The sequence below is a fragment of the Streptomyces sp. 2-1 genome (genome assembly GCF_048564895.1).
GTDB classification, from domain to species: domain Bacteria; phylum Actinomycetota; class Actinomycetes; order Streptomycetales; family Streptomycetaceae; genus Streptomyces; species Streptomyces phaeochromogenes.
In genome coordinates this window covers 8,251,211-8,274,897 of record NZ_CP183383.1, presented here as the reverse complement: position 1 = coordinate 8,274,897, position 23,687 = coordinate 8,251,211, and the positions used below count along the sequence as shown (strand labels likewise).

The window sequence follows — 23,687 nt, the reverse complement described above, 5'->3', positions numbered from 1 at the left end:
TGCCGCCTCAATGACTTCCGAGCTACTGAGCGCTGGCGCTGCGTTGGCTGGTGTGGCACTGGGCATCATCGGCACACTAATGGCGGCACGAATACAGGCCAAGGGAAGCCATGCCCAGGCCGAGGCCACCTATCGCGCTGCCGTCACCACAGCTCAAACTCAGTACGCCGCCACCCTCGAACAGCAGAACCGCGCCGCTCAACGGGCTGCCTACGTCGGGTTCATCGCAGCCTCCGATGCCTTTCAGCGTGCGATGGTTCCAGCTGAGGGGCGTGCCGGTCGCGATACTCCAGAGCCGCTGCGGGGGCCACTTGACCATCTGCATACGGCAATCACGGCAGTCGAGCTCGAAGGCCCATCAGAAGTACTGGCTGCCGCGCGTTCAGTGACACAGCGTGCTGTTGAACTCGCGAACGTGCTCTATGAGCAGGGTGAGATCCTGGAATCGTGGAGAACCCTAGTGACTGGGCATGTGGACGAGCTTCGGCGCGCCCACACAGCAGTTCTCAGGGTGCACGACGTTGCGCGGGCGATCCCGATAACGCATCGCTCGCTTCATGATGCCGATCGCCAGGTCCGCGCAGAAAGAATGGGTGAGTACGGCGAAGCGTGGCTTGCTGCATGTGAGGCAGCAGAGTCGGCTCTCGCCTCAGCCGTTGCAGTTGGGGCTCTGACCGAGGATCAAGCCGCCGACTTGCTGTGGGATGTATCCTCCAAGGATGAGGGCACACCTCAGACCTCACGCGAACATCGCGACAGCTTCACAAACGCCGCGGCCAACTTCATCGAGGCGGCCAGGCACTACCTCAACAACACGCAACCAAGAACAGCGTAAGACGATTCCCGAATGACCGTAGCTCGTTGTCTGTTGCATGGGGATAGTCGAACCGCTGGTGCCAGAACTGCTGTCGCAGTTGTAGTTCAGAGTGCCTCTTCCTCCGGGCTACCGGGGCCCAGCCCGGCCGGCAGAACGCTGTCCAGCGCGATAGGGAGGCTCCAGTCACCGGCCTCGGGTAGCTGCGCGCCGCCGTTGGGCCGACGGAGGCGGTGAGAAGGCGTCGTCTTCCTCATCCAAGGGCGGCAAATCGACGGTGTAGTGCGGCTGGAGAAACAGATCGTGATGCTGCGGCGAGGCTGCTGTCTTTTGTACGGGTCGGTCAGTTTCGAGATGAGGAGAGGCAGGAGTCATGCACAACCATCCAGGGTCGAGGGCAACGCGGATCCGAAGCGGCGCTGTCGATCGGTGTTGATCGGTCTCTGTCCCGCCTGCGCCAGACCATTAGATCCTATGGACCGCGCGCAGTCTGCCGAGTGGCGTCCGGCTTCGCCTCCTCTGGTCCCTCGCTTGTGGCCGCTACGCGCCGGATGCCGTGCGGGGCCCTGAGGCAAGCGCCAGCACGGCCGCCAGGGCAGAACCGACGGCAAGCAAGAGGAACAATCCGTCGTATCCGCCCAGCCGTCCCACCAAGGCTGCGCCGCCCCAGGGCGCGAGGGCCGCCGCGACGGTGGCCGGGGCGATGAGGAGTCCGGACAGGCGGCCGTAGTTTGTGGTTCCCCAGCGGTCGCTGACGGCGGTTGCCTGGAGCAGTGTGAGGTTGCCGCGTACGACTCCCGCGAGTACGGCGAGCAGGATCAGCAGCGGGATGGGGCCTGGTACGAGGGCAAGGGCCGCCGTGGTGGCTCCGCCCGCCGCGAACAGGACAGCGGTGCGGGTAGTGACGCTGGTGGTGCGGCTGAGGGTGGCGTAGAGGGTACGGCCCAGCGTCTGGCCGGCTCCGCCGAGTCCCAGTGCCCAGGCGGCCGTTGAGGGCGTGGCACCGCGCTCGATCATCAGGGCGACCATGCCGAAGACGACCGCGTACATGGCGAAGCCGGAACAGGTGAAGGCCAGTACGAGCAGCAGGAAGGGGCGGCTGCGGGCGATCGGTGTGCGGCTGGCGTTCGCTGCGGACGGCGGTGCGGGAGGCCAGGGGGCACGCAGGGCCAGGGCGTGCGCGGGAACGGTGACGGCGGCGAGGATGATCGCGAGCACGACGTAGGTGGTGCGCCAGCTGAGGTGGTCCGCGAGCAGGGCGGTGAGGGGGGCGAAGACGGTGCTGGCGAGTCCTCCGGCGAGGGTGACGATGGTCAGGGCGCGGATGCGGTCGGGTCCCCACCAGCGGGTGAGGGCAGCGAAGGCGGGTTGGTAGAAGGTGGCGGCCATGGCGACACCGGCCAGGAGCCAGCCGGCAGCGAACACGTAGAAGTTCGGAGCTGCTGCGATGGTCAGGAGGGCAGCGACCGCGAGCAAGGATCCGGCGGTCATGACGGTGCGCGGGCCTCGGCGGTCGAGGATGCGCCCGACGGGAATGCCGGCGCCGGCCGAAACCAAGAGGGCGGCGGAGAACGCAGCGGTCGCGGCGCTCGTGGACCATCCGGTGTCCGCTGTCAGGTGCGGGAGCAGGACGGGGAAGGCGTAGTAGACGATTCCCCAGCTGGTGATCTGGGTGGCGCAGAGGGCGGGCAGAGCGGCGCGGGGCCGCGAGCGGCTCTTCGTACCGGTCGCGGCCTCGGTATGCAGGTGGGTCATCGTGAGATCAGCAGCAGCCACCGGCGGCGACAGGTTCGCCCGCCTTGGCGTCGGCATCGGCTGTGTCGGGGGTGCAGCAACTGCTGCCTTGCTGCTTGGCCAGGGTGTCCGCGTCGGCCTTGACGACGTATACCTCCCAGCTTTCCTGCCCGGGGCCGTGGACCCAGACCTTGTCCTGGAGGGCGTAGCAACAGGTGGTGTCGTTTTCCTCGAAGGTGACCAGCCCGGATTCAGCGAGCCGGGTGGTGGCGGCGTGTACCGACTCGGTGGTCTCGACCTCGACGCCGAGGTGGTCCATGCGGGTGTCCTCGCCTGCCGTGCCTTCGATGAGGACGAGCTTGAGCGGGGGCTCGGCGATGGCGAAGTTGGCGTAGCCGTCGCGGAGTTTGGCAGGCCCGGTGCCAAACAGCTTGCTGTAGAAGGCGATCGAGGCCTCAAGGTCGGGGACGCGCAGGGCGAGCTGTATGCGGGACATGGTGGTTCCTCCTGCTGCAGGAAGGATGCGCGCCCGGCCGGGCGTGGCCGGGGCGCTGTGGTTCAGGTTGTTCAGCAGCCGCCGGATGCCTCGGGCTTGCCGATCTGGAGGGCGGCTCCGGCCGATCCGATCTGGACCAGGGCGGGCGCGGGTGCGCAGCATCCGCCGCCGCTTTCCTCAGCTGTCGCTTCGTCGAAGAGTCCGGCGCCGCCGCACACCCCGGTCTCGGGCAGGGTCAGCTCCACCCGTTCGGCTGCTTCTTGGTCTCCGGCGAGGGCTGCGGTGATGGAGCGGACCTGCTCGTAGCCGGTCATGGCCAGGAAGGTGGGGGCGCGGCCGTAGGACTTCATGCCGACGAGGTAGACGTCCTTCTCTGGGTGGGAGAGCTCATTGACGCCGTGCGGGTAGACGGTGCCGCAGGAGTGGACGTTGGGGTCGATGAGCGGGGCCAGTGCGGTCGGGGCCTGGAGGCGCTCGTCGAGGCCGAGGCGGATCTCGGAGAGGAAGGAGAGGTCGGGGCGGAAGCCGGTCAGGACGATGACCTCGTCGACCGCGTCGAGGCGTCGGCCGTCTTCGCCGATCAGGACCAGGCGGCCGTCGTCGTCCCGTTCGACCGCCTCGGTGCGGAAGCCCGTGACGGCGTCGGCGTGGCCGTTGTCGACGGCGGCCTTGGCGGCCAGGCCGAGGGCTCCGCGGGCGGGGAGCTGGTCGGCTTCGCCGCCTCCGAAGGTGGAGCCGCTGATGCCCCGGCGCAGGATCCACACGGCGTGCGTGCCCGGTTCGTCCTGGGTGAGGCCTGCGAGGGTCGCGAGCGCGGTGAAGGCGGAGGCGCCGGAGCCGATGACCGCGGTGCGCCTTCCTGCGTAGCGGGCTCGGACGGCGGGGTCGTTGAGGTCGGGGACGCGATAGGTGATGCGGTCGGCTGCGGCCTTCTCTCCCAGCGCGGGCAGACCGCTGCCGCCGGCCGGGCTCGGGGTGGTCCAGGTGCCGGAGGCGTCGATGACGGCGCGGGCGAAGAGGCGTTCCTCGCTGCCGTCGGCGGTGGTGAGGTGGACGACGAGGGGCTGGCTGTCGCGGTCGGCGTCGACGATGCGGTCGCGCCCGGCACGGGATACGCCGGTGACGGTGGCGCCGTAGCGGACGCGGTCACCGAGGGCGTCGGCGAGCGGCTGCAGGTAGCGCTCGGCCCAGTCGCCGCCGGTGGGATAGGTCGCCGCGTCGGGTCGGCTCCAGCCCGTGGGTGCCAGCAGCTTCTCGGCGGCGGGGTCGGTGAGCTCTCCCCAGGTGGAGAAGAGCCGGACGTGGGACCAGTCCCGTACCGCGCTGGCGGCCACCGGGCCCGACTCCAGGACCAGGGGTGTCAGCTGCCGCTCAAGCAGGTGGGCAGCGGCGGCCAGGCCGATGGGGCCGGCTCCGATGACGACGACGGGCAGATCCTGGGCAGCGGGCGCAGTCACGGTGGCTCTCCTCGGTTTCGATGTTTGTCGATGTGCTCTGGTCATCAGCATGCACCCGGGTTCGACGTACGTCAACATAGAGGTTCATCGAAATAACGATGCCCATTCGGGCACAGGCGTCCCCGTTCAGCTATTGGCAGGTGATTAGATAGGTGTCAACATAGAGGCATGTCGAAGTTGGTCTCAATCTCCGGCGTTCAGGACGCCACCACGTCATTGGCCTGCTGCCAGCCGCTGGGGCAGGAGGAACTCTCCGCGGCCGACGCGGAGAAGATCGCCGCCATGTTCAAGGCCCTGTCGGACCCTGTCCGCCTGCGGCTGTTCTCCCGGATCGCCGCCCAGCCCGGTGGTGAGGCCTGCGTCTGCGACATCCAGGATGTCGGAGTCTCGCAGCCCACGGTCAGCCATCACCTGCGCAAACTCCGCGAAGCGGGTCTCCTGGTCTCTGACCGGCGGGCCAGCTGGGTGTACTACCGGGTCGCGCCGGGAGTGCTCGCAGGCATGGCCGGTCTGTTGTCAGCAGCAGCGTGATCCGAGCCGGCCGCCGAGCGGACGGCGCACGCCGGTGGGTCGAGGGTTGAGCCGCCCCTGACCGTGCCGTGCCCGTTCACCCGGTTACCCAGCCGGACGGCGCTGGGGTGAGGAGCAGAGATGTCCCATGAGGTCGCAAATCCTGGCGACGACGTGGCGTGCTTTCAGCTGAGCGCGGCGGATGCGGTGTGGTGGGCCAGCGTCTTCAAAACACTGGGCGATCCGGTGCGCCTGCAACTGCTGGTCCACCTGGCGGCACTGGGGGGAGCGGAAGTCGCCGCGCACGACATCTGCGACGTCGGAGTGGCGCAGTCCACGGTGAGCCACCATCTCAAGCGGCTGCGAGACATGGGGCTGGTGGAGAACAGGCGAGAGGGGCGCATCGTCTACTACCGCATGGGAGCGGGGGTCCGTTCGGCGCTGATGCAGATACTTCACCAGCGCGACCCGGCCGATGCGCCCATGATCAGCTCGATTTCAGAAGCACAAAACTCCGGGCCCCTGTCGCCGTGACGCTGGCACAGCGGCACCGGGCCGGAAAGGGCCGCGGGCCCCGAGCGTTGCCTGCTCAGGGCCCCCTGGTCAGCGCAGTGCCACCGCCCCCACGAGGGTGTGCTGTTGAGCTCTGGTCATCAGGAGACTGCGGCGGCCGGGGATACGGTCGCTGGTTGGTCCAGGTGGACTGTCGTGTCGCAGAGGCGCTCGACCTGCGCTGGGTCGTGGGAGACGAGAAGGACCGTTCGGCGACCGCGCAGCGCCGCTATCGACTGCTCGACCTTGTCCCGGCTCTGTTCGTCGAGGGCGCTGGTGGGCTCGTCCAGGAGGAGTCCCGCCGGCTCCAGGGCCAGTGCACGGGCAAGGCACAGTCGCTGGCGCTGTCCCGCGGACAGGGTTTGGGCCGGTGAGTCGAGTCTGTCGGAGACTTCCTTCCACAGCCCCGCCTCATGCAGGGCCTGTTCCGCGCGTTCTCGCAGAATCTCCTGGGAGGCCCGCAGGATGTGGCGGAGACCGAAGAGGGCGTTGTCGAGGATGCTGCCTCCGAAGACGACCGGTGTCTGGGGTACGAGCACGATCTTGGCCCTGAGGTCGGCGTCTCCCTTTCCGGGCCCGATCGGCCGGCCCAGCACCTCCAGGTGTCCGTCTCGGGTGAGCCCGTTCGGCAGCAGGTCGACCAGGGCGCGCAGGACGGTCGACTTGCCGGCGCCTGACGGCCCGCACAACCCCGTGGTGGAACCGTGCTCAAGACTGAAGGAGACCGGGCCGACCAGAGTCCTCTCGCGGCTGAGCACACGTAGCTGACGCACGGTGATTACGTTGTCCATCGCTCTCCTTCGAAGCGGTTGCGCAGCGCGACCGCCGCGCTGAGGAGTACTGCGGTGATCAGGACCAGGACCATGGCGCTGCCCCATGCCTGGGTGACGGCCTGGGGGTCACCTGAGTCCTGGGAGAGGGTGAAGATGTGTGTGGGCAGCGCCTGTACCGGGGATTCCACGATGCCGCCCGGGAAGGCTGGGGCTCCGAAGAAGACGGTGGCGGTGAACAGCAAGGGGGCGGTTTCGCCTGCTGCGCGGGCTAGGCCGAGGAGCAGGCCGGTGACCGTGGCGGGCCAGGCGTAGGGAACGACGACCGACCGGATGAGCTGTGCGCGCGTCAGCCCCAGGGACAGCGCGCTTTCGGTGAGTTCCGGTGGCATGCTCCGGACGCGGGCGGAGGTCGCCAGGGCGATCACGGGGATGACGACGGGGACGAGCACGATCGCTCCCGCCAGCCAGGACCTGCCCCATCCCATGGCGCTGGACAGGATGACGAATCCGGCCAGCCCCAGCAGGATGGTCGGGGCTCCGCCGAGTACGACGGTCAGGGTCTGCAGCACACGCGCGGTGCGCTCGGATGTGTGGACGCCGATCAGGATGCCTGCGCCGAAGCCGAGCGGGAGGGCGATGAGCCCCGTCGTGACGATGAGCAGCAGGGTGCCGACGATCTGGTCGCGTACGCCTCCGCCCGCTGCGCCGGTGGCCGAGGTGAACCAGAAGGACGGGTTGAACGCGCTGCTTCCTCGTGTGACCAGGAGTGCGAGCATGCCGAGGAGGAGAGCGGTGGGCAGCAACAGCGCCCCCAGGCGCAGCCCCATGGCGAGCCGATCGCGCTGCACACGCATCCGGGGCATACCGCGATACGACGGAGTTGCCTTGGCCGTCGCATCGCGCCGCCGGCCTCGTGTGCCCCACACGGTTGCCGCGGCCACCAGAGCCAGGAGGATCAGACCCAGACCGCATAGCGCGGCGAAGTAGGGACCGGAGGTGCCGGCCAGCACAGGCTCGGGGCCGGCCAGTTTCGTCGTCAGTGTCTGCCCCGGGTGCATCAGCGAGTCGAGGAACCCGTCGAAACTGGTGGGCAGCCGTCCGTCGGCTCGGCCCACCACCAGGAACACGGCGATGGCTTCGCCGAGCCCGCGTGCCAGGCCCAGCAGGACGGCGGAGCGCATGCCGGGCCGTGCGAGTGGCAGTACCGCGGAGCGGATGACCTCGCGGCGGGTCAGGCCGAGTGAGAAGGCGGCCTCGCGGTAGCGGTCGGGCACTGCGGCAAGGGCGTCGACGCTCACCGCCACGATCGTGGGAGTGATCATGACGGCGAGGACGATCCCGGCGGCCAGCAGGCTGTCCCCGCCGGGGACGTCCCCCATCCAGGCGATGACGGGGCGGACGACGATGATGCCGATCAGGCCGTAGACGATGGACGGGACGGCGGCGAGCAACTCCACGCACATACGCAGTGGTCGGGCGACACGGGGCGGCAGGTACTCCGACAGCGCGAGAGCAGCAGCCCAGCTGACGGGTACGGCCAGGACAAGAGCAAGGGCGCAGACGACGGCCGTGCCGTAGATCATGGCGAGGCCGCCGAAGGCGGCATTGGGAGGACTCCAGGACTTGTCGCTCAGCAGGGTCAGCCAGTCGACTGATCCGCTGGTGACGCCCGCGACGAGGTACCCCACGACGACGAGGAGAAGGCCTGCCACGGCGAACACCCCGGCGCCCGTCCAGGTCCAGACCCACTTCGACGGGCGCGGCCGTGTCTTGGCATCGGGCGGCGCGGAATCCGGCGCGAGTGTGGTGGTCATCGGCTACTTCCCGATTTCCTTGAGCGTCAGGTAGCCGTGCTTGGTCATCAGCTTCTGGCCCTTGGCGGTCAGGACATAGTCGATGAACTTCTTGGCTGTTCCCTCCGGCTTGCCGTCCGTGATCAAGAACAGCGGCCGGGCCATGGGGTACGTGCCGGAGGCGATGTTGTCGGGCGTGGGGGCGATCCCGTCCAGGGTCACCGCTGCCAGGTCCTTGTGCCCTTCGACGAAGCTGGTGGACAGCGGGGCCACCGAACCGGGGGTCGACTTCAGCTTGTTGCGGGTTTCGAGGTTGCCGCCCACGATCGCGAAGTTGTCCGACTCCGGCGGCGCCGGGGGCTTCTTGTCTCCGTAGATGTACTTGTCGAGTACTTCGCGGGTTCCGCGGCCGGGTTCCTTGTCGTAGACGAAGACCTTGAGGTCCGGGCCGCCGACTTCGGACCAGTTGGTGATTTTGCCTTCGAACAGACCCCGTACCTGGGCTGCGGTGAGGTTCTTGACGCCGGCGTCGGCGACCTTCTTGGTGATGATGACGCCGACGGCGTCCGCTCCGATCTGTGTGGAGCGGAAGTCGGTGTCGGGGCTGGCGGCCTTGTCCTCGTCCGCGAGAGGCTTCGAGCTCATCGCGATTTTGATCTGGCCCGCGGCGAGCTGTGAGATGCCGCCGGCGGAGCCGCCCTGGGTGGCGACGGTGATGTCGAGCCCGTCGGCCTTGAGGGTCTGGGCGGCGTCCGCGGCCACCGGGGCTACCGTGGTGGAACCGCTGACCTGCAGGGCGCCTGAGGAACCGGCTCCGCCGTCGGCACAGGCCGTGGCGAGGGACGTGAACACCAGAGCGGTTGAGGCGAGGTAGGCGAGGCGACGCTTCGTGCTGAACACCAGTGGGGCCTTTCTGTCTTCGTGCGATACCGCGGCGTGGATGGGGGCATGGGTGTGCGACATGTCTCGGTCCTGCCTGGGGCGGTCACTGAGGTGACGGCTGGAGGGGAACCGACCTGACGAAGCTGTGCGGTGACAGGTGCACACCTGTGCCGTCCGCGCTGTGGCTGGTGTTCATCTCGCTCGTGCAGAACGGGGCGAGGCGGCCGGGCGGGCGGGGCTGGAGCGGGTGCAGGGGTAGCGGAACGTGGGCACCGGCTGGAGCCGGCGCCACGAGGGTCGTGCGTATGAACATGTCAGATCCTTAGGGAATGGCGGTGCCCTGAAGGGATTACGCGGGCAGCACCGCCCCCGGAGGGCGGCTGCCTGCGCAGGCTGCAGACGGATCTGTAGCGGTGCAGTAGGGACGGCGCTGTACGTCGTCATGGCTGTGGTGCCGTCGGCTCAAGGCCGTCGGCACCGCGGTGAGGGGGTGCTCCTCCTTAGCGGGTGAAGGTGATCCAGGCGTGGCCGAACGCGGCCAGGTGGACGTGGAGTCCGTCGGTCTCCTGCGTGGTGTGCAGGGCGCCCCGGACGAAGTGGGCCTGCTGGCCTGCGGTTTCGGGCAGCAGAGCGTCCAGGCTCACCGACACGGCGTCCTCGGAAGGGTTGTGCAGGCACAGCACCTGGCGGGAGCGGTCGGACGGCTCCCGGAGGATCGCCCATACGTTCCCGGCGGCGAGCGGTCGTACGAGCGAGTCGTCAGCGAAAGCGGAGACGATGGAGGGCGGCAGCGGACAACCGGGCTGCTCGGATGGGCCCTGGAGGGTGGCCTGCAGCGACGCGAGCAGCGCGGGGACCGCGTCGTCCGTGCGGGTGGGGGCGGTGGTCGGGCTGAGCGGACTCACAGAAGTGGCCTTCCTGTCATGGCGGATCCGGGCTTGTGTCCCAGCAGGTGCAAGACCGTCGGAGCGACGTCGGCGAGCGTTGCCCGTTCAGGCAGCGCAGTCCCAGCACCCTCGTGTGACGGCACCACGACGAGGGGCACCGGATGGGTGGTGTGCCCTCCGTAGGGGCGGGTGGTGCCGTCGGGCGCCTGCTTGGTCATCTTCTCGGCGTTGCCGTGGTCTCCCACGAGCAGCAGCCACCGCCCTGACTGGGCGGCTGCGGTCACGATGCGTGCCACGGCGGCATCGGTGTGCTCGCACGCTTTCACCGTGGCCGAGTAGTCGCCGGTGTGGCCGACGACGTCGATGTTGGCGAGGTTGGCGATAACGAGGTCGACGCCGGGGCGGGCCGCGGTCTCAACGACGGCGTCCGTGACTTGGTCGAGGTTCATCTCCGGGCGGGCCCTGTAGTCGGGGGCGCCGGGGCCGGTGATGCGGATGTGTTCCTCGACGCTGCGCACCGTGCTGTCGCGTCCGTTGACGTAGTAGGTGACGTGCTCGAACTTCTCGGCCTCGGCGATGCGCACGCTGCGCACCCCTGCGGCGGTGAGCTCGTCGGCCAGGCCGCCGGAGGCGTCGGCGCGCTGGACCAGGGCCGGGATGTCGGCGCGGGTGTCGTACTGGGCCAGGCTGAGGGTGTGCATCGTGCGTGCGGTGGCGGCCACGTGGTCCAGCAGGCGGTCGGCCAGCTGCTGGATGCGGTCGCTGCGGAAGTTGAACCACACCAGGCCGTCGCCGTCGGCGATGCCCGCTGCCGTCGCGTCCCGAAGGATGCTCGGGGCCACCCATTCGTCGCCGCGCTCGGAGGCGTGCACGGCCTCGGACGCGGTGTTCACCTCGGCGCCCACCGCGTCGGCGACCAAGTGGACGGCCTTGTCGGTGAGTTCGAGGTTGCCGGCCTTGTCCATGGCGTAGCCGCGGCCGATGACGCTGGCGATCTGTCCGGTACCGGCTGCTGCGGCCAGTGTGGTGACCTGTGTCAGGTAGGTGTCGGCGGTGCCGTCGGCCACGTCCCGTCCGTCGGTGATCACGTGGATCCACACGCGCGGCACCCGGCGGGCAGCAGCCGCGGCCAGCAGCTCGCTCAGATGCCCGACGTTCGCGTGGATCTGGCCGTCCGAGCACAGGCCGACCAGATGCAGGGCACCTCCGCCGGCCGCGAGCGCGTCCAGGAGAGCGACGAGCCGGGGGTTCTCCCGCAGCTCACCGGAGTCGATGTGCTGCTGGACCAGGAGACTGTCGTAGGGCAGCGGACGTCCCGCTCCGATGACCATGTGGCCGATCTCGGAGTTGCCGACGGTGCCCGGCAGCAGGCCTACGGCTTCCCCGGACGCGTCGGCCAGGGTGGAGGGATGCCGACGGGTCAGCTCGTCCAGGACGGGAGTGCGTGCAGCGTCCACGGCATTGTCGGCACCCGGCGGAGCGTGGCCCCACCCGTCCAGGACCAGAAGGATGCCCGGTCCGCCGGGCGCGGAGTCCGGCGCGGTCACTTGGTGCTCTTCAGGGTGGGGTGGAGGGTGTCGAGGGTCTGCCAGAAGGTGGGGAAGGACTTCGCGACGCAGCCCGGGTCCTTGATGACGACGCCTTCGGTACGCAGACCGCCGATGGCGAAGGTCATCGCGATGCGGTGGTCGTCGTAGGTGTCGATGGTCGCGCCGTGCGGGGTGCCGCCGGTGATGTACATCGCGTCGGGGAGTTCCTCGACCTCGATGCCCATCTTGCGCAGTTCGGTGGTGACGGCGGCGATGCGGTCGCACTCCTTGACGCGCAGCGAGGCGATGTTGGTGATGCGGGTGGTGCCCTCGGCGTAGGCGGCGACGATGGCCAGCGACGGTACGACGTCGGGCATGGCTTCCATGTCGATGTCGATGCCGCGCAGATGGCCACCGGTCAGAGTGATCTCGTCGTCGGTGATCTGGGTCTGACAGCCCATCCGCTCAAGTGCTTCCACGAGGTGGACGTCACCCTGGTGGGATCCGGAGCCGATGCCGGGGATGACGACTCGGCTGCCCAGGATGGCGGCGGCGGCCAGGAAGTAGGACATGCCCGAGGCGTCGGGTTCGACGGTGACCTCGCCGCCGCGGGCCTGCTGGCCGGCCGTAACGGTGAAGCGGCGGTAGCCGTCGCGTTCGACGCTCACACCCATTTCCTTCAGGGCGGCCAGCGTCATCTCGACGTACGGCTTGGAGACCAGCTCGTCCGCGATGGTGATCTCGGTGTCGTTCTCGGCGCGCAGCGCGTTGATGATCAGGCTGGAGGTGAACTGGCTTGAGACGGTGCCGTTGATGGAGGTGGCACCTCCCTTGAAGGAGCCGCCCACGACGCGGATCGGCGGGCTGCCGTTTGCGCGCACGGCGGTGGCGTCCACGCCCAGCGGCGGCAGCGCCGCGAGCAGGTCGCCCATGGGCCGCTCCTGCATGCGGGTGTTGCCGGTGATGACCGTGGTGCCCTGGGCATGGCCGGCCATCGAGATCAGGAAGCGCAGTGGGGTGCCGGCGCCGCCGACGAAGATGTCCTCCTTCGGGGCGCGCATGGGCTGCCCGGTGGGGGTGACGTGGATGCTGGCGGTGGAGTGGTCGACGGCGCAGGTGACGTGGCCGAACGTCTCGATGGCGCGGGCGAAGTAGAGGGTGTCGTCGGACAGCAGGGCGCCGTTGATGACGGTCTCGCGGCCGGAGAGGGAGGCGATGGCCAGGTAGCGGTTGGTGTAGCTCTTGGAGCCCAGGACGCGGACGCGTTCGTCGAAGGCCGCCAGGGGCAGCACGGTGACCTCTTCTGCCTTCAGGCGCGGGTCGGGTGTTGCGTTCATCCGGTCCTCCGTGGGGTTGAGCGGGTGCGGGGCCTTGGGGCAGGTCAGGCTTTGACGACGCGGCAGGCGAAGCACTTGTACGCCTGCTGGCCGGAGAGGTTGTCGTAGTACTGGTCGTCGGGCAGCGTGTTGGCCGGCTCGTAACGGGGGTCGTCGAAAAGGTCGCCGACCTTCTGCGCGGGGCCGAAGGTGTTGGGCACGAACACGGTGTCGGGCCGGATGCCGTCCCACAGCAGAGCGGTCCCTGCCACGACGCCCCGGGGGCTCTCCACCCGGACGTCGTCGCCGTCGGCGATACCGGCGCTCTGGGCCGTTGCCGGGTGGATCTGGATGAAGCGGATCCCGTTGAGCTGCTTGCCGGTGGGCGTCCAGTGCGTGATCTCGGCGAAGTGCACGACACTGGGCCGGCCGGTCATGCCCATCAGCGGGAACCGGCGGTGGACGTCACTGTTCCCCGGCACGCCCAGGCGCACCGGGTGGGTGAGCGCCTGCGGGTTGATCGGGCTGGTGACCAGCTTCTTGCTGTAGGCCACGGTCGGATGGGCGCCGGTGACCTCGGGGTGGGTGTAGAAGATCGGCAGCGCCGTATGTCCGGTCGCCGACAGGCTCTTCTCCAGCGCGGCGGTGGTGATTTCGACCTTGCCGCTGGGCGTGAGGAAGCGTTTGCCGCGATGCGCTTTGTCCAGGGATTCCGCTGCCTCGTACCAGCTGGGGTGGTCGAGATAGAGGGTGCTGACCCCGGGGTGCTCAGGTGTGGGACACGGCCAGCGCAGCGGCTCGGTGCGCTCGCTCATGCGCTCACGGGTCATGCCGCCCACACCGGGGGTGTACTTGGTGAAGTCGGCCCACAGGTTCTTGTAGTCCATCCACCGCTCGGGGAAGGCCTCACGCCATTCCTTCGCGGGGCGGCGCGTGTCGAGCTCGGCGAGTGCGTGGGCGAGGCCGATCCAGATCTCCCAGTCCGGGCGGGACTGGCCGACGCGGTCGACGACTTGGTCCTGCCAGCGGATGGCGCGGTCGTCGCGGCGCATGTAGACGCCTTCCATCTCCAGTCCGCTGCAGACGGGCAGGATGATGTCGGCGTAGGCGGCCGGCTCCTCCATGAACAGGCCGGTGTAGACGTAGAAGTCGAGCTGTTCGAAGGCCTTGCGGACTTTGGTGGTGTTGGCCGAGGACACCAGCGGGTTGCCCTGAGTGATGACGGCGTTCAGCCGGTAGGGCTGCCCGGTGAGGATGGACTGGGCGAAGTAGTCCGGACCGACGGGCAGAGCCTCACGGCGCTCAGGTGTCTTGGCATCCAGGGGCGGCAGGTGCAGGTCGCCGGGCCAGGTGTTGTGCATGAAGTTGCAGCCGCCGCCGGGCCGTCCGATGTTGCCGGTGACCGCGGCGAGGAAGGCGGCCACCCGGTAGGTGTCGAACGCGCCGAGCTGGTGGGAGATACCGGCGTTGCAGAAGATCGCGGCGGGTGCGGCACCCGCGTACTCCTCGGCCATGGCCGTGATGGTGGCGGCAGGCACGCCGGTCACCTTCGCCGCCCAAGCGGGCGTGTACTGGTGCTTGGCCAGGTGGGTGCGCAGCTCGTCGAAGCCGGTCACCCACTTGTCGATGAACGCCTGGTCGTACAGGCGCTGTTCGACGATGTGGTGGAGCATGGCCAGCAGCAGGGCGAAGTCGGTGTGGGGCTTGGGCGCCACCCACCGGTCCGCGGCGGCCCCGGTCGGAGTGAGGCGGGGGTCGACGACGGTGAGCGTGGCCTTGGTCTTCTTGCGTCCGCGCAGCAGGTAGTCGAAGGTCACCGGGTGGGTCTCGGCCTGGTTGGTGCCCAGGAACAGGTAGTGCCGGGCGGATCCGAGATCGTCCTTGCCGGTGGCGCCGTCGGTGCCGTAGCCGTTGGTGAAGTTGCCCAGGCCGAAGGTGGCCGCCAAGGCGTTGGCACCGGCGTCGTTGCAGACCGGCCCGACGTCGGTGTTGTTGGGGCTGCCCAGCATGGCGAACAGGCGGGCCACCAGGGAGCCCGTGCCCCGGGGCATGCGGCCGGTGGTGCGGTTGGCGATGGTGTGCACCTGGCCGGTGTCACGCAGGTGCAGCAACTTGCGGGCGATGGTCCGGTAGGCCTCGTCCCAACTGATGGCCTCGAACTTGGAGTTCGCGGAGCCCTTCTTGCCGGACACCCGGCGTAACGGTGTGGTGAGGCGTTCCTTGTTGTAGACCAGCTGCGGCATCATCTCGGCCTTGACGCACAACTGCCCGTTCTGGACGGGGTCGTCGTCCTCACCGCGGACGGCGAGGATGCGGTCGGCCTTGAGGTCGACGTTGAGACGGCAGTTGGAGTTGCAGAACTGACAGGCCGTCGCCACCGTCCGGTCCGGGGTCAGGGCCGCCGACTGGTCGGTGAAACTCGCCCCCGGCACGCTGCCAGCGGCGTCGGGGCTGCCTGTTTCCGCGGCGTTGGCTGCCACCAGCGGCAGCAGGACGGGGGCGCCGAGGCCGGCGCTGCCGACGACGCTGCCGCGGACGAATCCTCTTCGGGAGATCCCGTGCTGGTCGTGCTTCATGCGCGTGAGTGGTCCTTCCGCCTGGTGTGGGGACGAGGCGGGCATGGCGGTGCCCTCGGCCGTGCGCCCGGGCGCACGGCCGTGTCAGAGACGCAGCGGCAAGTGAGGCTGCGTCAGATGGCGTGGTGGGCCGACAAGTTGCTCGCGGAGGTCCGCACGGCGGTGAGGAAGGTCTTGAGGATCACGTGCTCGGCGCCGGGGGCGGAGGACAGTTCGGGCTGGAAGAGGCTGCCCATGAAGAACGGGTGGCCGGTGATCTCCAGGGCGCGTGGCGCACCGTCGCTGTCCCAGGCACTGATCTGCAGGGCGCCCTGGCTCGCGGCGCCCATGAAGTCGTCCGTCAGCCCGTAGTCGCAGTGGAAGATCTCGTCGACCTTGGTCGTGCCGTAGATCGAGGCGAGCAGCGAGTCCTCTTTGACCGTCAGGGGGGCCTTCTCCCCGCGGAAGGAACACGTCAGGGGGGTGACCAGCGGCATGAGCTTCTCCGGGTCCTCATCCACGCCCTCCGCTTCAGGGAGGTGCAGCACGTTCTGGGCGTGCTCGATGAGTGCACTGAAGAAGCCGCCGCAGGTGCCGAGAAAGGGCAGCGCGTTCTCGCGGGCGTGGCGGACGGCGGTGTGCACGCCCTTCTGGTTGAAGTAGGGCGCACCGGGGACCACCCATATACCGTCGAAGCCGTCCAGCTGGGAGGCATCGTGGATGTCGACCGTGGGGACCCATTCCGTACGCACGTCCCACTGCTCACGCATGGCGTCGATCTTGGGATGGGACGGCTCGTCGTGGTTGCCGCGGTCGCCCACCAGGGCAAGGCGAGGCTGAGCAGAGTCTGACATCGTTTCCCTTTCAAGGATTGCAGGTCAGGCATGGAGCATGGCCGTCGCCAATGACCGTTCCAGCCCTGTAAATCCGCAGCAGACAGTGCGCCGACCGCAAGGCCGCTGCGTTCTGGTGGGTGTGATGCAGTGTCAGGAACCGCGCCGCCACAGCGCGGTCTGAGGGTGAATGGGGCGTGCGATGACGCCTACGGCAAGACTGGGCGCGTCGATGAGCCAACCGTCTGCCTGTCGGATCCATGCACGTCTTCCAGCCCCCCTGGCACCAAGACGGGACCCTCTCAGCAGGCCCCCGTGCTGCTTCTCGCTCAATGTATCGATGTCGGTCAAAGTATTCGAGACCCGGTTTTCGGCCTGAGGTCCTTTTCCGCCAACTCCGCTGACCGTCGCCGCTGAACAACCGCCACGGGGCGCCTTTTCGCAGGCCAGCAGGGAACGAGCAGACCTCACGGCACATCACCGACCCGCCCCGCAGCGAGCGGCGCGCCGCCTCGACGCAAGGGCTTGCCACAGCGGCCATGACCGGACCGCATTGAGTCCTGGCAGGTCACAGCCGCATTGAGCCGACCGAAAGGGGAGCGTGGAGATCTCGGGGAGATGGCTGAAACGAGCATCCAAAGCCAGCCGTTATTAACAGCGTCCGCTGTTGATACCACTCTTGGCTGGTTAGTCTGTGGGCGGCCGGAGGTCGGCCCTCATCCCCCGTCGGACCCGGCCTCCGGCCATTCGTTGCGAACGGCACCGCGGACCAGCGCGGCCCGCGCCGCCGTTGCCGACGTCACCCATCCTGATACGTCATTGAGGAGATCCTCGTGAACCGCCCTGCCGGACATCCCCGCCGGTGGCAGATTCTGGCCATCCTCTGCCTGAGCCTGGTCCTCATCGGGCTTGACACCCTCATCCTGAACCTGGCCCTGCCCAGCATCCAGAAAGACCTGGACGCCACCAGCAGCCAGTTGCAGTGGACCGTCGACTCCTACGCGCTGGCCTTCGGCGGGCTGCTGCTGATGGCGGGAGGCCTGTCGGACCGCTTCGGCCGCAAGAGGCTGCTGGCCATCGGGCTGGCCGCCTTCGCGGTCACCAGTCTCGGCGCCGCGTTCGCCTCCAGTCCCGAAATGCTCATCACTTTCCGCGCCACGATGGGTATTTCGGCAGCACTGATGATGCCCGCCACCCTGGCCATCATCAAGGACGTCTTCCCGCCCGAGGAGCAGGGCAAGGCCATTGGCATCTGGTCGGGCGCGGCTGCGGTCGGCGTGCCACTGGGCCCGGTCGTCAGCGGCCTGCTGCTTGAGCACTTCTGGTGGGGGTCGATGTTCCTCATCAACGTGCCGCTGGCGGCGATCGCTCTCATCGGCGGGTTCAAGCTGATTCCCGAGTCCAAGGCCGAAGGCCACCCCGGACTGGACCTCGTCGGTGCCCTGCTCTCGGTGGCCGGCCTGGTCGCCATCGTCTACGGCCTGGTCGAAGCCCCGCACAACGGCTGGGGCGACATCGTGACCCTCGGCTCTCTGTTCGCCGGCGTCGCGCTCATGGTCGGCTTCATCCTCTGGGAAAAGCACACCGAACACCCCATGCTCGAAGTCGGCCTGTTCCTCAACGCCCGCTACGGCGGCGGCACGTTGGCCATCGCCTGCACCTCCTTCGGTCTCTACAGCGGGCTGTACCTGCTCACCCAGTACCTGCAGTCCGTCCTCGAACTGGACCCGCTCGGCGCCGGCCTGCGGATGCTGGCCATCGGCACCATGATGGTCGGCGCTCCGCTGTCCCCCAAGCTCGTCGAGCGCACCGGCCTCAAGGCCACCGTGGTGATCGGCCTGGTGCTGTGTGCGGCCGGACTCGGCGTCCTCGCCGGACTGCAGGTCGACGACGAGGCACAGGCCCTGTGGGGTCTTGCGGTGTTCGGCCTGGGCATGGGCATCGCCCTTCCCGCAGCCGTGGACGCCATTCTGGCTGTGTCCGCCGCCCGCCAGGCCGGTGCGGGCTCCGCAGTGGCCGATGTGGGCATGCAAGTCGGCGGTGCCCTGGGCATCGCGGTCAGCGGCAGTGTCATCGCCACCCTCTACCGCAACGACCTTCCCCAGGCCGCGCAGGTACCGGGCGAGGCCGGGGAGGCCGTACGCGAGTCTCTCGCGGGTGCCACCGCGGTCGCCCAACAGATGGGCGGGGCCGCCGGCGAGCGGGTGCTGTCCGCCGCTCAACAGTCCTTCGTACACGGCTTCACCGGCACCCTGATGGTCGCCGTTGGGGTCGCCGTCGTCGGCGCGGTCGCCTCCGCGTTCATCCTGCCCCGCGGGCAGACGGTGGACGAGGACGGCAGACTCGCAGCAGACGTTCCCGCGCAGCCCGACGCCGACGCCCGGACCGGCTCGTAGTCGGGCATGGTCACCATGCGTAGGATCGAACGCGCAGTTCGCCCCGCCTCCAATGGCACCCGCGCCGCCGGTGCCGGCCCGAGCGACGGGCGCGGGGGTGACAAGGAGGTGGTGATGGCCCGGCCATCAAAACTGAGGGTCGCGGTCAGCGATCCCGGCCAATGGCTCAGTGAGCGCGAGCGAGCTCAGGTGCTCGCGCCGAAACTGCGCGCGCTGGCGGACGAGACTCGGCTGACGCTGATTCTGCTGATCGCGCAACGCCCGCGCACGGTCAAGGAGCTGCAGGAGGCCACTGGGCTGAGCCAGACCCTGGTCAGCCATCACCTGGCGCCGCTGCGCGAGCAGGAGCTGGTGGAGGCCATCCCCAAGGGGCGCAGCAACCAGTACGTGATGTGCTGCTCGGCCCTGGCCGAACCGCTGCGCATGTTCGCCAGTCTCGCGGCCATGGATCCCGAGACGGTGGCGGCCTGCCTTCAGCCCGGCTCCCCTGCTCCCGCTGCCGAGGGCTAACGGGCCGCCTCGTGCGCACGCTCAGTCCTGCCTCCGCCCGTCGGGCGGAGGCAGGACTGTTTCAGAGGTACGGATCCCCGACCGAGAACACAGTCGCCTACAAGAATGTTCACCTTGCGCAGGGCGCAGAGCCCCGGTGCAGCGCACTGGCGGTGAACTCGCGCATGGTTGTTGAACCGAGGTTGGACCCGCAAGAAATACCCCGGAAGCTGCTGAGCGAATACGAGATTCCACACGGGTGTGAACATCGCCGCTCGCGCGTAGGCGATAGCCATCCCCTGCGAGAACGTGCCGATTCGGTTGCATAGCTGCGATCAGCGTTGCCACCAACGGTCCGGTCTGACCGCCGTCCGCGAACTCGCCGCGCCCTCCTATCACTGTGGAGGTAAAGTGGACTCGGCGGGCTATCCCTGAGGGGTAGTGAGGTAATGTCTTTCTCCACCTGGAATCCGTTCTCGGGACTGAGCCGTCGCGCTCTCGCCGTTTCATTGGCCGTGGTCTTGGCGGCCCCGCTGTCATCCGCGGGAGCGGCCGCAGCGGCGCAGACAAGACCCGCCGCGGCGGGTCTCTTGGACCCTTTGTGCGACCACTTCGAACGCACCAAGTGGTATGGCGAACAGGCCGAAAAGCTGGTCCTGAAAGTTGCAGTGAAGGGCTTGGCGATCGCGATCGCCAAGCGCAGGGGTTTCTCCCCTGTCCAGGCCCGGGACATGGGCGGCAAATACGGAACCGGTTCCGGGCTCGTACTGAAGTTCACGAAGGAGTTCTGCCCGCCTCAGACCATGATCCCTGCTGCTCAGTCATTGTCCTATTTGGGGCCCGACCTTGAGCGGCAGCCCGGTGCTACCAGCCGCGAAAGCTATGACGCGTACTTCCCACAGCCAGCCGCTAAGACGGACCTGGAGGCCGCAGTCGACGCAGCACGCCTCTTCAACAGCTCCGGGGCTAGCAACGTGACCACCGCGAACGTTCTCGACCTGAGCAACGCACTGTGCAAGGAGTCCGAGCGTTACGGAGGACCGAAAACCGATGTTCGGAGCTACCTCGGCCGGGCAGACCTTCGTGCTCTCGACGCTTCGAACACCGTGATGTCGTTGACACTCAAGAGCTGCCCACAGCTGACGAGTGACCAGGCAGACGATCTAGCAGGCCGGTTGCATAACTTGCTGGTTACAAATGATCAGTTGGCGCATTTGCCGCCCTTCCTGACGGACCCGGTTTGGAGCTGTGGCACCATTCCAGGCGAGCTCACCTTGAGCTGGAGGCCCATTTCCGCCAACCGCATTTCGCACTACGAGTTGTACGACCAGGAAATGGATGGCAGGTGGACCCAGAAGTCACTCAATCCGAACGAAGGGTCCGCCACCAGCATCAACGTCCGCGCCGCGGTACAGCGCTTCCATGTCTACGCACTCCGTGCGACAGACGAGCAGGGCAGCCAAAGCGCCTGGACATTCGTCCGTGTGAACTTGCCCTTGTGCCCCGCCTGAGTGGGCCGTGCGGCCAAGGGGGTTGCGCCGCCCAGGTAATCCGGAGAAGAGATTTCCCCGGCCTTCGTTGTAGACGCATTCCTCAAGCGTCGCCACGCTTCTGCTCCTGATAGAGGAAGCAACCGACACGGCACTGCGTCCTCCACTCAGGCCTCTTCGGCAGAATATGGTGCCGGGTGAGCGCTGTGGTTGTGTGGAATCCGCAACAGGGGATTCCACACAACCACAGCGCAATCCTCAGCTGCCCTGCAGGTCCTGCTGGAAACGGTCGCGGATACCTTCCGGGGTAAGGGCGTTGGTGGCGCGTGGCGGGATCGCGCCGGTACGCGGCAGAGTCCGCACGCTGATCATGTGCGGCCCGGAGGCGGTCTTGGCTTTCAAGACCGCGTTGCGCAGGCCGTCTTCACTGTCGCAGCCCTCGGCGGTGCGGTAACCGGCCGCCAGCGCCGCAGCCGGGAACGAGGTGCTGCTGGAGGTCGTCGACTGCCCGCCGGTGGACTCGTGGATCTGGTTGTCGAGGACCACGTGGATCAGGTTGGCGGGTGCCTCGTGTCCGATCATCGACAGGGCGCCGAGGTGCATCAGCGCGGCGCCGTCACCGTCCAGGACGACAACCGTCCGCTCCGGATGGGCCAACGCCACGCCCAGACCGAGCGAGGAGGCGTGCCCCATCGAGCCCTGCATATAGAAGTTGCCGGGCCGGTCGGCAACCGCGAAGACGTCACGGCCGGTGTAGCCGGTGGTCGCGATGACGGACGCTTCGGGGCAGGTGTCGGTCACCACGCGGATGGCGGTGCTGCTGGCCAGGCCCGTGGGCGTAACTGCCTCCTGGGCGGCCGCCTTGCCGATGGCTCCGCGCTCCACCAGGACGAAGGGGGCCCGCCGGTCGGCCAGGTCCTTGTCAGCAGCGTCGAGTATCTCGGTGAACCGCTCGATGCCGTCCTGAGCGTGCAGCGTGTAGTGCGGGGTGCCGACGCTGTCGAGGAGGCGGTGGGTGGACGGGCCCATGACGGCGTGCTGAGGTTCGTCGCTGGCCGGGTCGGGCCAGCCGCGGAGGCTGGCGAAGGTGAGGATGGGCAGCTGATAGGTCATCACCAGCGAGGTGAGCGGGTTGATGAGGTTGCCCAGCCCGGAGTTTTGCAGCATGACGTAGGCGCGCTGCCCGCCCAGGGCGGCTCCGGCGGCGACCGCCAGTGCGTTGCCCTCGTTGGGGGCGGGTACATAGCGGCCCGGCTGGGTGCTGAGGTGGGCGATGGGCCCGCCGAAGTGGGAGCAGGGCACGCCGCTGGCGGTGGTGAATCCTCGGCTGGCGAGGATGTCGCAGAAGTCTTGGGCGGAGATCATGGACGGGGCAGCTCCGTTTCCGTGGCGGGTGTCGTGGCGGGCGGTGTCTGGCGGCTGCGGCGCCGCATCTTGATGCCCTCGATGATGATCGGGATGCCGGAGATCAGGACGATGCCGATGACCATGCCTTCGATGTTGTCGCGGACGAAGGCGATCTGGCCGAGGTAGTAGCCGACCAGGGTGAGGCTGACGGACCACAGGACCGCACCGATGACGTTGAAGAGGAAGAACGTGCGGTAGGTCATGCGGCCCACACCGGCGGTGATGGGGATGAAGGTGCGGAAGACCGGGATGAAGCGGGCCATCACCAGGGCCTTGGGGCCGTGCTGGAGCATGAAGCCCTGGGCGCGTTCGGCGTTTTCCTGCTTGAAGAAGCGGGAGTTGGGACGCTTGAACAGTGCGGGGCCTATCTTGCGGCCGAAGGCGTAGCCGAACTGGTCGCCCAGGACGGCAGCGACGGCGATGGCGAGCATGACCACCCACAGCGGCTGGTGCAGGATCTGGTCGTTGGCCACCAGCAGGCCCGCGGTGAACAGCAGCGAGTCGCCAGGCAGGAAGAAGCAGACGATCAGGCCCGACTCCGCGAAGACGGTGGCCATGATGCCCAGCAGGCCGAAGGTGGAGATGAGTTGTTCGGCGTCGAGTAAGGGTGATGAGGCGAGGTTCAGCATGGCCGGTGTCCCTGGATGGTGAGGCGGTGAGAGTACGGGGCCGGGAGCCAGCCCAAAGGGCCGGCTCCCGGAGCGCGGGCTACTGAGCCCAGTGGGGTCGGTGGTCGATGCGCACGACGGCGCAGGTGATGGAGACTCCGCCGCCGTGGGCGACGATGAGTACGTGGTCGCCCGGCCCGACCTGGCTGGTGGCGACGAGGTGGTCGAGGCCGACGATCTGGTCGTTGACCGTCAGATGGCCGAGGTTGCGGCCGAAGTCGAGCAACCCCTGCTCGGGTGAGAGGCCCATCGGGTCGAGGATGACCTTGAGGTAGCTCTCCTGGCCGGTGAACACGTGGGCGACGCGGGTGACGTCCGCCGGTTCGAGGCCGGCTTCGGCCAGGGTGCGCAGGGCTATCTCGGTGCGTAGTTCGCCCTGGCGGCGTACGACTTCGGCGACGGTCTCCTCCAGTCCGCCGGTGGCGGCGAGGCGTTCCTTGAAGTCCATGCTGCGGCCGACCGTCAGCGACGGCGGGAAGAGCGGCTCGGCGCCCCGGTACTGCTCCTCGACCTCGGCGGTGGAGCCGGTGTTGATGGACAGCAGGCTGGCGAAGCCGTCGGTCTTGGACAGCAGGACTGCGCTGCCGGCGTCGCCCAGCACGCCGTTCTGGATGCCGAAGGCCCACCGGTTGAAGTTCGGGGTGCCGACGTTGTCGGCGCCGGTGAGCAGGGCGGTGGTGCGCTCGGGGACGGCCTGGAGGTAGCAGGCGGCCAGTTCCAGCGAGCCGATCAGGCCGCTGCAGGCCTGCCAGACGCGGAAGGAGGGCACGTCGCGGTCGGTGATGTGGCGCAGGATGTAGTGCTGCGGTGACCAGCCCTCGGGGCCCTGTTCGTGGCCGCAGGCGTGGATGTGCAGGTCGATGTCGTGCGGGTGTGCCTGGGAGCGTTCCATGGCCTGGCGGGCGGCGGCGATGGCCATGTCGGGTGCGGGCATGTCGTCGGCGACGGCGGCGCCGGTCCAGCCGTACCACTCGTAGTCGTCGGCGTCGTAGAGGCCGAGCGCGACGGCCTTTTGGGCGTCGACGATGTCGGGGATGTAGGCGCCGAGGCCGGCGATGCGGATGTCGGTGGTCTTCACAGGTGGCTCGATCCTCGTCTGTCGCTCG

Annotated in this window: 20 protein-coding genes; 6 read left to right on the top strand and 14 right to left on the bottom strand. The window is 68.2% G+C overall.

What is annotated here, in order from left to right:
• Positions 1-10 precede the first annotated feature (10 nt).
• Entirely contained in the window at positions 11-835 is an 825-nt protein-coding gene (locus ACN20J_RS36375; RefSeq protein WP_266761033.1) for a hypothetical protein, read from the top strand.
• 519 nt (positions 836-1,354) lie between these two features.
• On the opposite strand, the gene ACN20J_RS36370 is transcribed toward ACN20J_RS36375, so the two are convergent.
• The 3 genes from ACN20J_RS36370 to ACN20J_RS36360 all read right to left on the bottom strand — a co-directional run bounded on the left by ACN20J_RS36370 (position 1,355) and on the right by ACN20J_RS36360 (position 4,501).
• The gene (locus tag ACN20J_RS36370) at positions 1,355-2,569 is read right to left on the bottom strand and encodes an MFS transporter (RefSeq protein WP_266761031.1); all 1,215 of its coding nucleotides are present in this window, start codon (positions 2,567-2,569) and stop codon (positions 1,355-1,357) included.
• A 7-nt stretch (positions 2,570-2,576) separates the two neighbouring features.
• A complete protein-coding gene (locus ACN20J_RS36365) occupies positions 2,577-3,044 on the bottom strand; it encodes an ArsI/CadI family heavy metal resistance metalloenzyme (protein ID WP_266761029.1) in 468 nt (155 codons plus the stop codon).
• Positions 3,045-3,115: 71 nt separating this feature from the next.
• Positions 3,116-4,501 carry an NAD(P)-binding domain-containing protein gene (locus ACN20J_RS36360; protein WP_266761027.1) on the bottom strand — a complete coding sequence of 462 codons (1,386 nt, stop codon included), beginning with the start codon at positions 4,499-4,501 and terminating at the stop codon, positions 3,116-3,118.
• A 168-nt stretch (positions 4,502-4,669) separates the two neighbouring features.
• On the opposite strand from ACN20J_RS36360, the gene ACN20J_RS36355 reads away from it, so the two are divergent.
• On the top strand, positions 4,670-5,032 hold the full coding sequence (locus ACN20J_RS36355) for an ArsR/SmtB family transcription factor (RefSeq protein WP_266761025.1): 363 nt from the start codon (positions 4,670-4,672) through the stop codon (positions 5,030-5,032).
• A gap of 120 nt (positions 5,033-5,152) precedes the next feature.
• Positions 5,153-5,545 carry an ArsR/SmtB family transcription factor gene (locus ACN20J_RS36350; RefSeq protein WP_266761022.1) on the top strand — a complete coding sequence of 131 codons (393 nt, stop codon included), beginning with the start codon at positions 5,153-5,155 and terminating at the stop codon, positions 5,543-5,545.
• A gap of 119 nt (positions 5,546-5,664) precedes the next feature.
• Here ACN20J_RS36350 and ACN20J_RS36345 read toward each other — a convergent pair whose 3' ends face one another.
• From ACN20J_RS36345 to ACN20J_RS36310, 8 genes are all read right to left on the bottom strand, one after another.
• Complete coding sequence (locus ACN20J_RS36345) at positions 5,665-6,354, bottom strand: phosphate ABC transporter ATP-binding protein (protein WP_266761020.1); 690 nt, start codon at positions 6,352-6,354, stop codon at positions 5,665-5,667.
• On the bottom strand, positions 6,342-8,150 hold the full coding sequence (gene pstC, locus ACN20J_RS36340) for a phosphate ABC transporter permease subunit PstC (RefSeq protein ID WP_266761018.1): 1,809 nt from the start codon (positions 8,148-8,150) through the stop codon (positions 6,342-6,344). The genes ACN20J_RS36345 and pstC overlap by 13 nt, the downstream gene beginning before the upstream one ends.
• Positions 8,151-8,153: 3 nt before the next feature.
• On the bottom strand, positions 8,154-9,092 hold the full coding sequence (locus tag ACN20J_RS36335; RefSeq protein ID WP_266761016.1) for a phosphate ABC transporter substrate-binding protein: 939 nt from the start codon (positions 9,090-9,092) through the stop codon (positions 8,154-8,156).
• 419 nt (positions 9,093-9,511) lie between these two features.
• A complete protein-coding gene (locus tag ACN20J_RS36330; RefSeq protein WP_266761014.1) occupies positions 9,512-9,916 on the bottom strand; it encodes a hypothetical protein in 405 nt (134 codons plus the stop codon).
• Positions 9,913-11,445: a 2,3-bisphosphoglycerate-independent phosphoglycerate mutase gene (gene gpmI, locus ACN20J_RS36325; RefSeq protein ID WP_266761012.1), complete on the bottom strand. Its 1,533-nt coding sequence runs from the start codon at positions 11,443-11,445 to the stop codon at positions 9,913-9,915. The genes ACN20J_RS36330 and gpmI overlap by 4 nt, the downstream gene beginning before the upstream one ends.
• Positions 11,442-12,764, bottom strand: coding sequence for a 3-phosphoshikimate 1-carboxyvinyltransferase (gene aroA / locus ACN20J_RS36320; protein WP_266761010.1), 1,323 nt, complete (start codon positions 12,762-12,764; stop codon positions 11,442-11,444). Before aroA ends, gpmI begins: the two co-directional genes overlap by 4 nt.
• 44 nt (positions 12,765-12,808) lie before the next feature.
• On the bottom strand, positions 12,809-15,319 hold the full coding sequence (locus ACN20J_RS36315) for a molybdopterin-containing oxidoreductase family protein (protein ID WP_266761008.1): 2,511 nt from the start codon (positions 15,317-15,319) through the stop codon (positions 12,809-12,811).
• A gap of 113 nt (positions 15,320-15,432) precedes the next feature.
• On the bottom strand, positions 15,433-16,152 hold the full coding sequence (locus tag ACN20J_RS36310; RefSeq protein WP_266761006.1) for a glutamine amidotransferase-related protein: 720 nt from the start codon (positions 16,150-16,152) through the stop codon (positions 15,433-15,435).
• Positions 16,153-16,964: 812 nt separating this feature from the next.
• On the opposite strand from ACN20J_RS36310, the gene ACN20J_RS36305 reads away from it, so the two are divergent.
• From ACN20J_RS36305 to ACN20J_RS36295, 3 genes are all read left to right on the top strand, one after another.
• Complete coding sequence (locus ACN20J_RS36305) at positions 16,965-18,527, top strand: MFS transporter (protein ID WP_266761004.1); 1,563 nt, start codon at positions 16,965-16,967, stop codon at positions 18,525-18,527.
• Between the two features lie 6 nt (positions 18,528-18,533).
• Complete coding sequence (locus ACN20J_RS36300) at positions 18,534-19,037, top strand: ArsR/SmtB family transcription factor (RefSeq protein WP_266761002.1); 504 nt, start codon at positions 18,534-18,536, stop codon at positions 19,035-19,037.
• 428 nt (positions 19,038-19,465) lie between these two features.
• Entirely contained in the window at positions 19,466-20,527 is a 1,062-nt protein-coding gene (locus ACN20J_RS36295) for a hypothetical protein (RefSeq protein ID WP_266761000.1), read from the top strand.
• 237 nt (positions 20,528-20,764) lie between these two features.
• Here the strand turns inward: ACN20J_RS36295 and aepY are convergent, their stop codons facing one another.
• The 3 genes from aepY to ACN20J_RS36280 form a co-directional block, all read right to left on the bottom strand.
• A complete protein-coding gene (gene aepY, locus ACN20J_RS36290; RefSeq protein WP_266760998.1) occupies positions 20,765-21,871 on the bottom strand; it encodes a phosphonopyruvate decarboxylase in 1,107 nt (368 codons plus the stop codon).
• Positions 21,868-22,542, bottom strand: coding sequence for a DedA family protein (locus tag ACN20J_RS36285; protein ID WP_266760996.1), 675 nt, complete (start codon positions 22,540-22,542; stop codon positions 21,868-21,870). Before ACN20J_RS36285 ends, aepY begins: the two co-directional genes overlap by 4 nt.
• Before the next feature lie 79 nt (positions 22,543-22,621).
• Positions 22,622-23,659, bottom strand: coding sequence for a ketoacyl-ACP synthase III family protein (locus ACN20J_RS36280; protein WP_266760994.1), 1,038 nt, complete (start codon positions 23,657-23,659; stop codon positions 22,622-22,624).
• Positions 23,660-23,687: the final 28 nt, after the last annotated feature.

Excerpts from the sequence above, each read along its gene's own strand:
- aroA (WP_266761010.1), bottom strand. The coding sequence starts at position 12,764 with ATGAACGCAACACCCGACCCGCGCCTGAAGGCAGAAGAGGTCACCGTG.
- aepY (WP_266760998.1), bottom strand. The coding sequence starts at position 21,871 with ATGATCTCCGCCCAAGACTTCTGCGACATCCTCGCCAGCCGAGGATTC.
- ACN20J_RS36300 (WP_266761002.1), top strand. The coding sequence starts at position 18,534 with ATGGTCACCATGCGTAGGATCGAACGCGCAGTTCGCCCCGCCTCCAAT.
- pstC (WP_266761018.1), bottom strand. The coding sequence starts at position 8,150 with ATGACCACCACACTCGCGCCGGATTCCGCGCCGCCCGATGCCAAGACA.
- ACN20J_RS36350 (WP_266761022.1), top strand. The coding sequence starts at position 5,153 with ATGTCCCATGAGGTCGCAAATCCTGGCGACGACGTGGCGTGCTTTCAG.
- ACN20J_RS36335 (WP_266761016.1), bottom strand. The coding sequence starts at position 9,092 with ATGTCGCACACCCATGCCCCCATCCACGCCGCGGTATCGCACGAAGAC.
- ACN20J_RS36285 (WP_266760996.1), bottom strand. The coding sequence starts at position 22,542 with ATGCTGAACCTCGCCTCATCACCCTTACTCGACGCCGAACAACTCATC.
- ACN20J_RS36310 (WP_266761006.1), bottom strand. The coding sequence starts at position 16,152 with ATGTCAGACTCTGCTCAGCCTCGCCTTGCCCTGGTGGGCGACCGCGGC.
- ACN20J_RS36345 (WP_266761020.1), bottom strand. The coding sequence starts at position 6,354 with ATGGACAACGTAATCACCGTGCGTCAGCTACGTGTGCTCAGCCGCGAG.
- ACN20J_RS36365 (WP_266761029.1), bottom strand. The coding sequence starts at position 3,044 with ATGTCCCGCATACAGCTCGCCCTGCGCGTCCCCGACCTTGAGGCCTCG.
- ACN20J_RS36295 (WP_266761000.1), top strand. The coding sequence starts at position 19,466 with ATGTCTTTCTCCACCTGGAATCCGTTCTCGGGACTGAGCCGTCGCGCT.
- ACN20J_RS36370 (WP_266761031.1), bottom strand. The coding sequence starts at position 2,569 with ATGACCCACCTGCATACCGAGGCCGCGACCGGTACGAAGAGCCGCTCG.
- ACN20J_RS36355 (WP_266761025.1), top strand. The coding sequence starts at position 4,670 with ATGTCGAAGTTGGTCTCAATCTCCGGCGTTCAGGACGCCACCACGTCA.
- ACN20J_RS36315 (WP_266761008.1), bottom strand. The coding sequence starts at position 15,319 with ATGAAGCACGACCAGCACGGGATCTCCCGAAGAGGATTCGTCCGCGGC.
- ACN20J_RS36375 (WP_266761033.1), top strand. The coding sequence starts at position 11 with ATGACTTCCGAGCTACTGAGCGCTGGCGCTGCGTTGGCTGGTGTGGCA.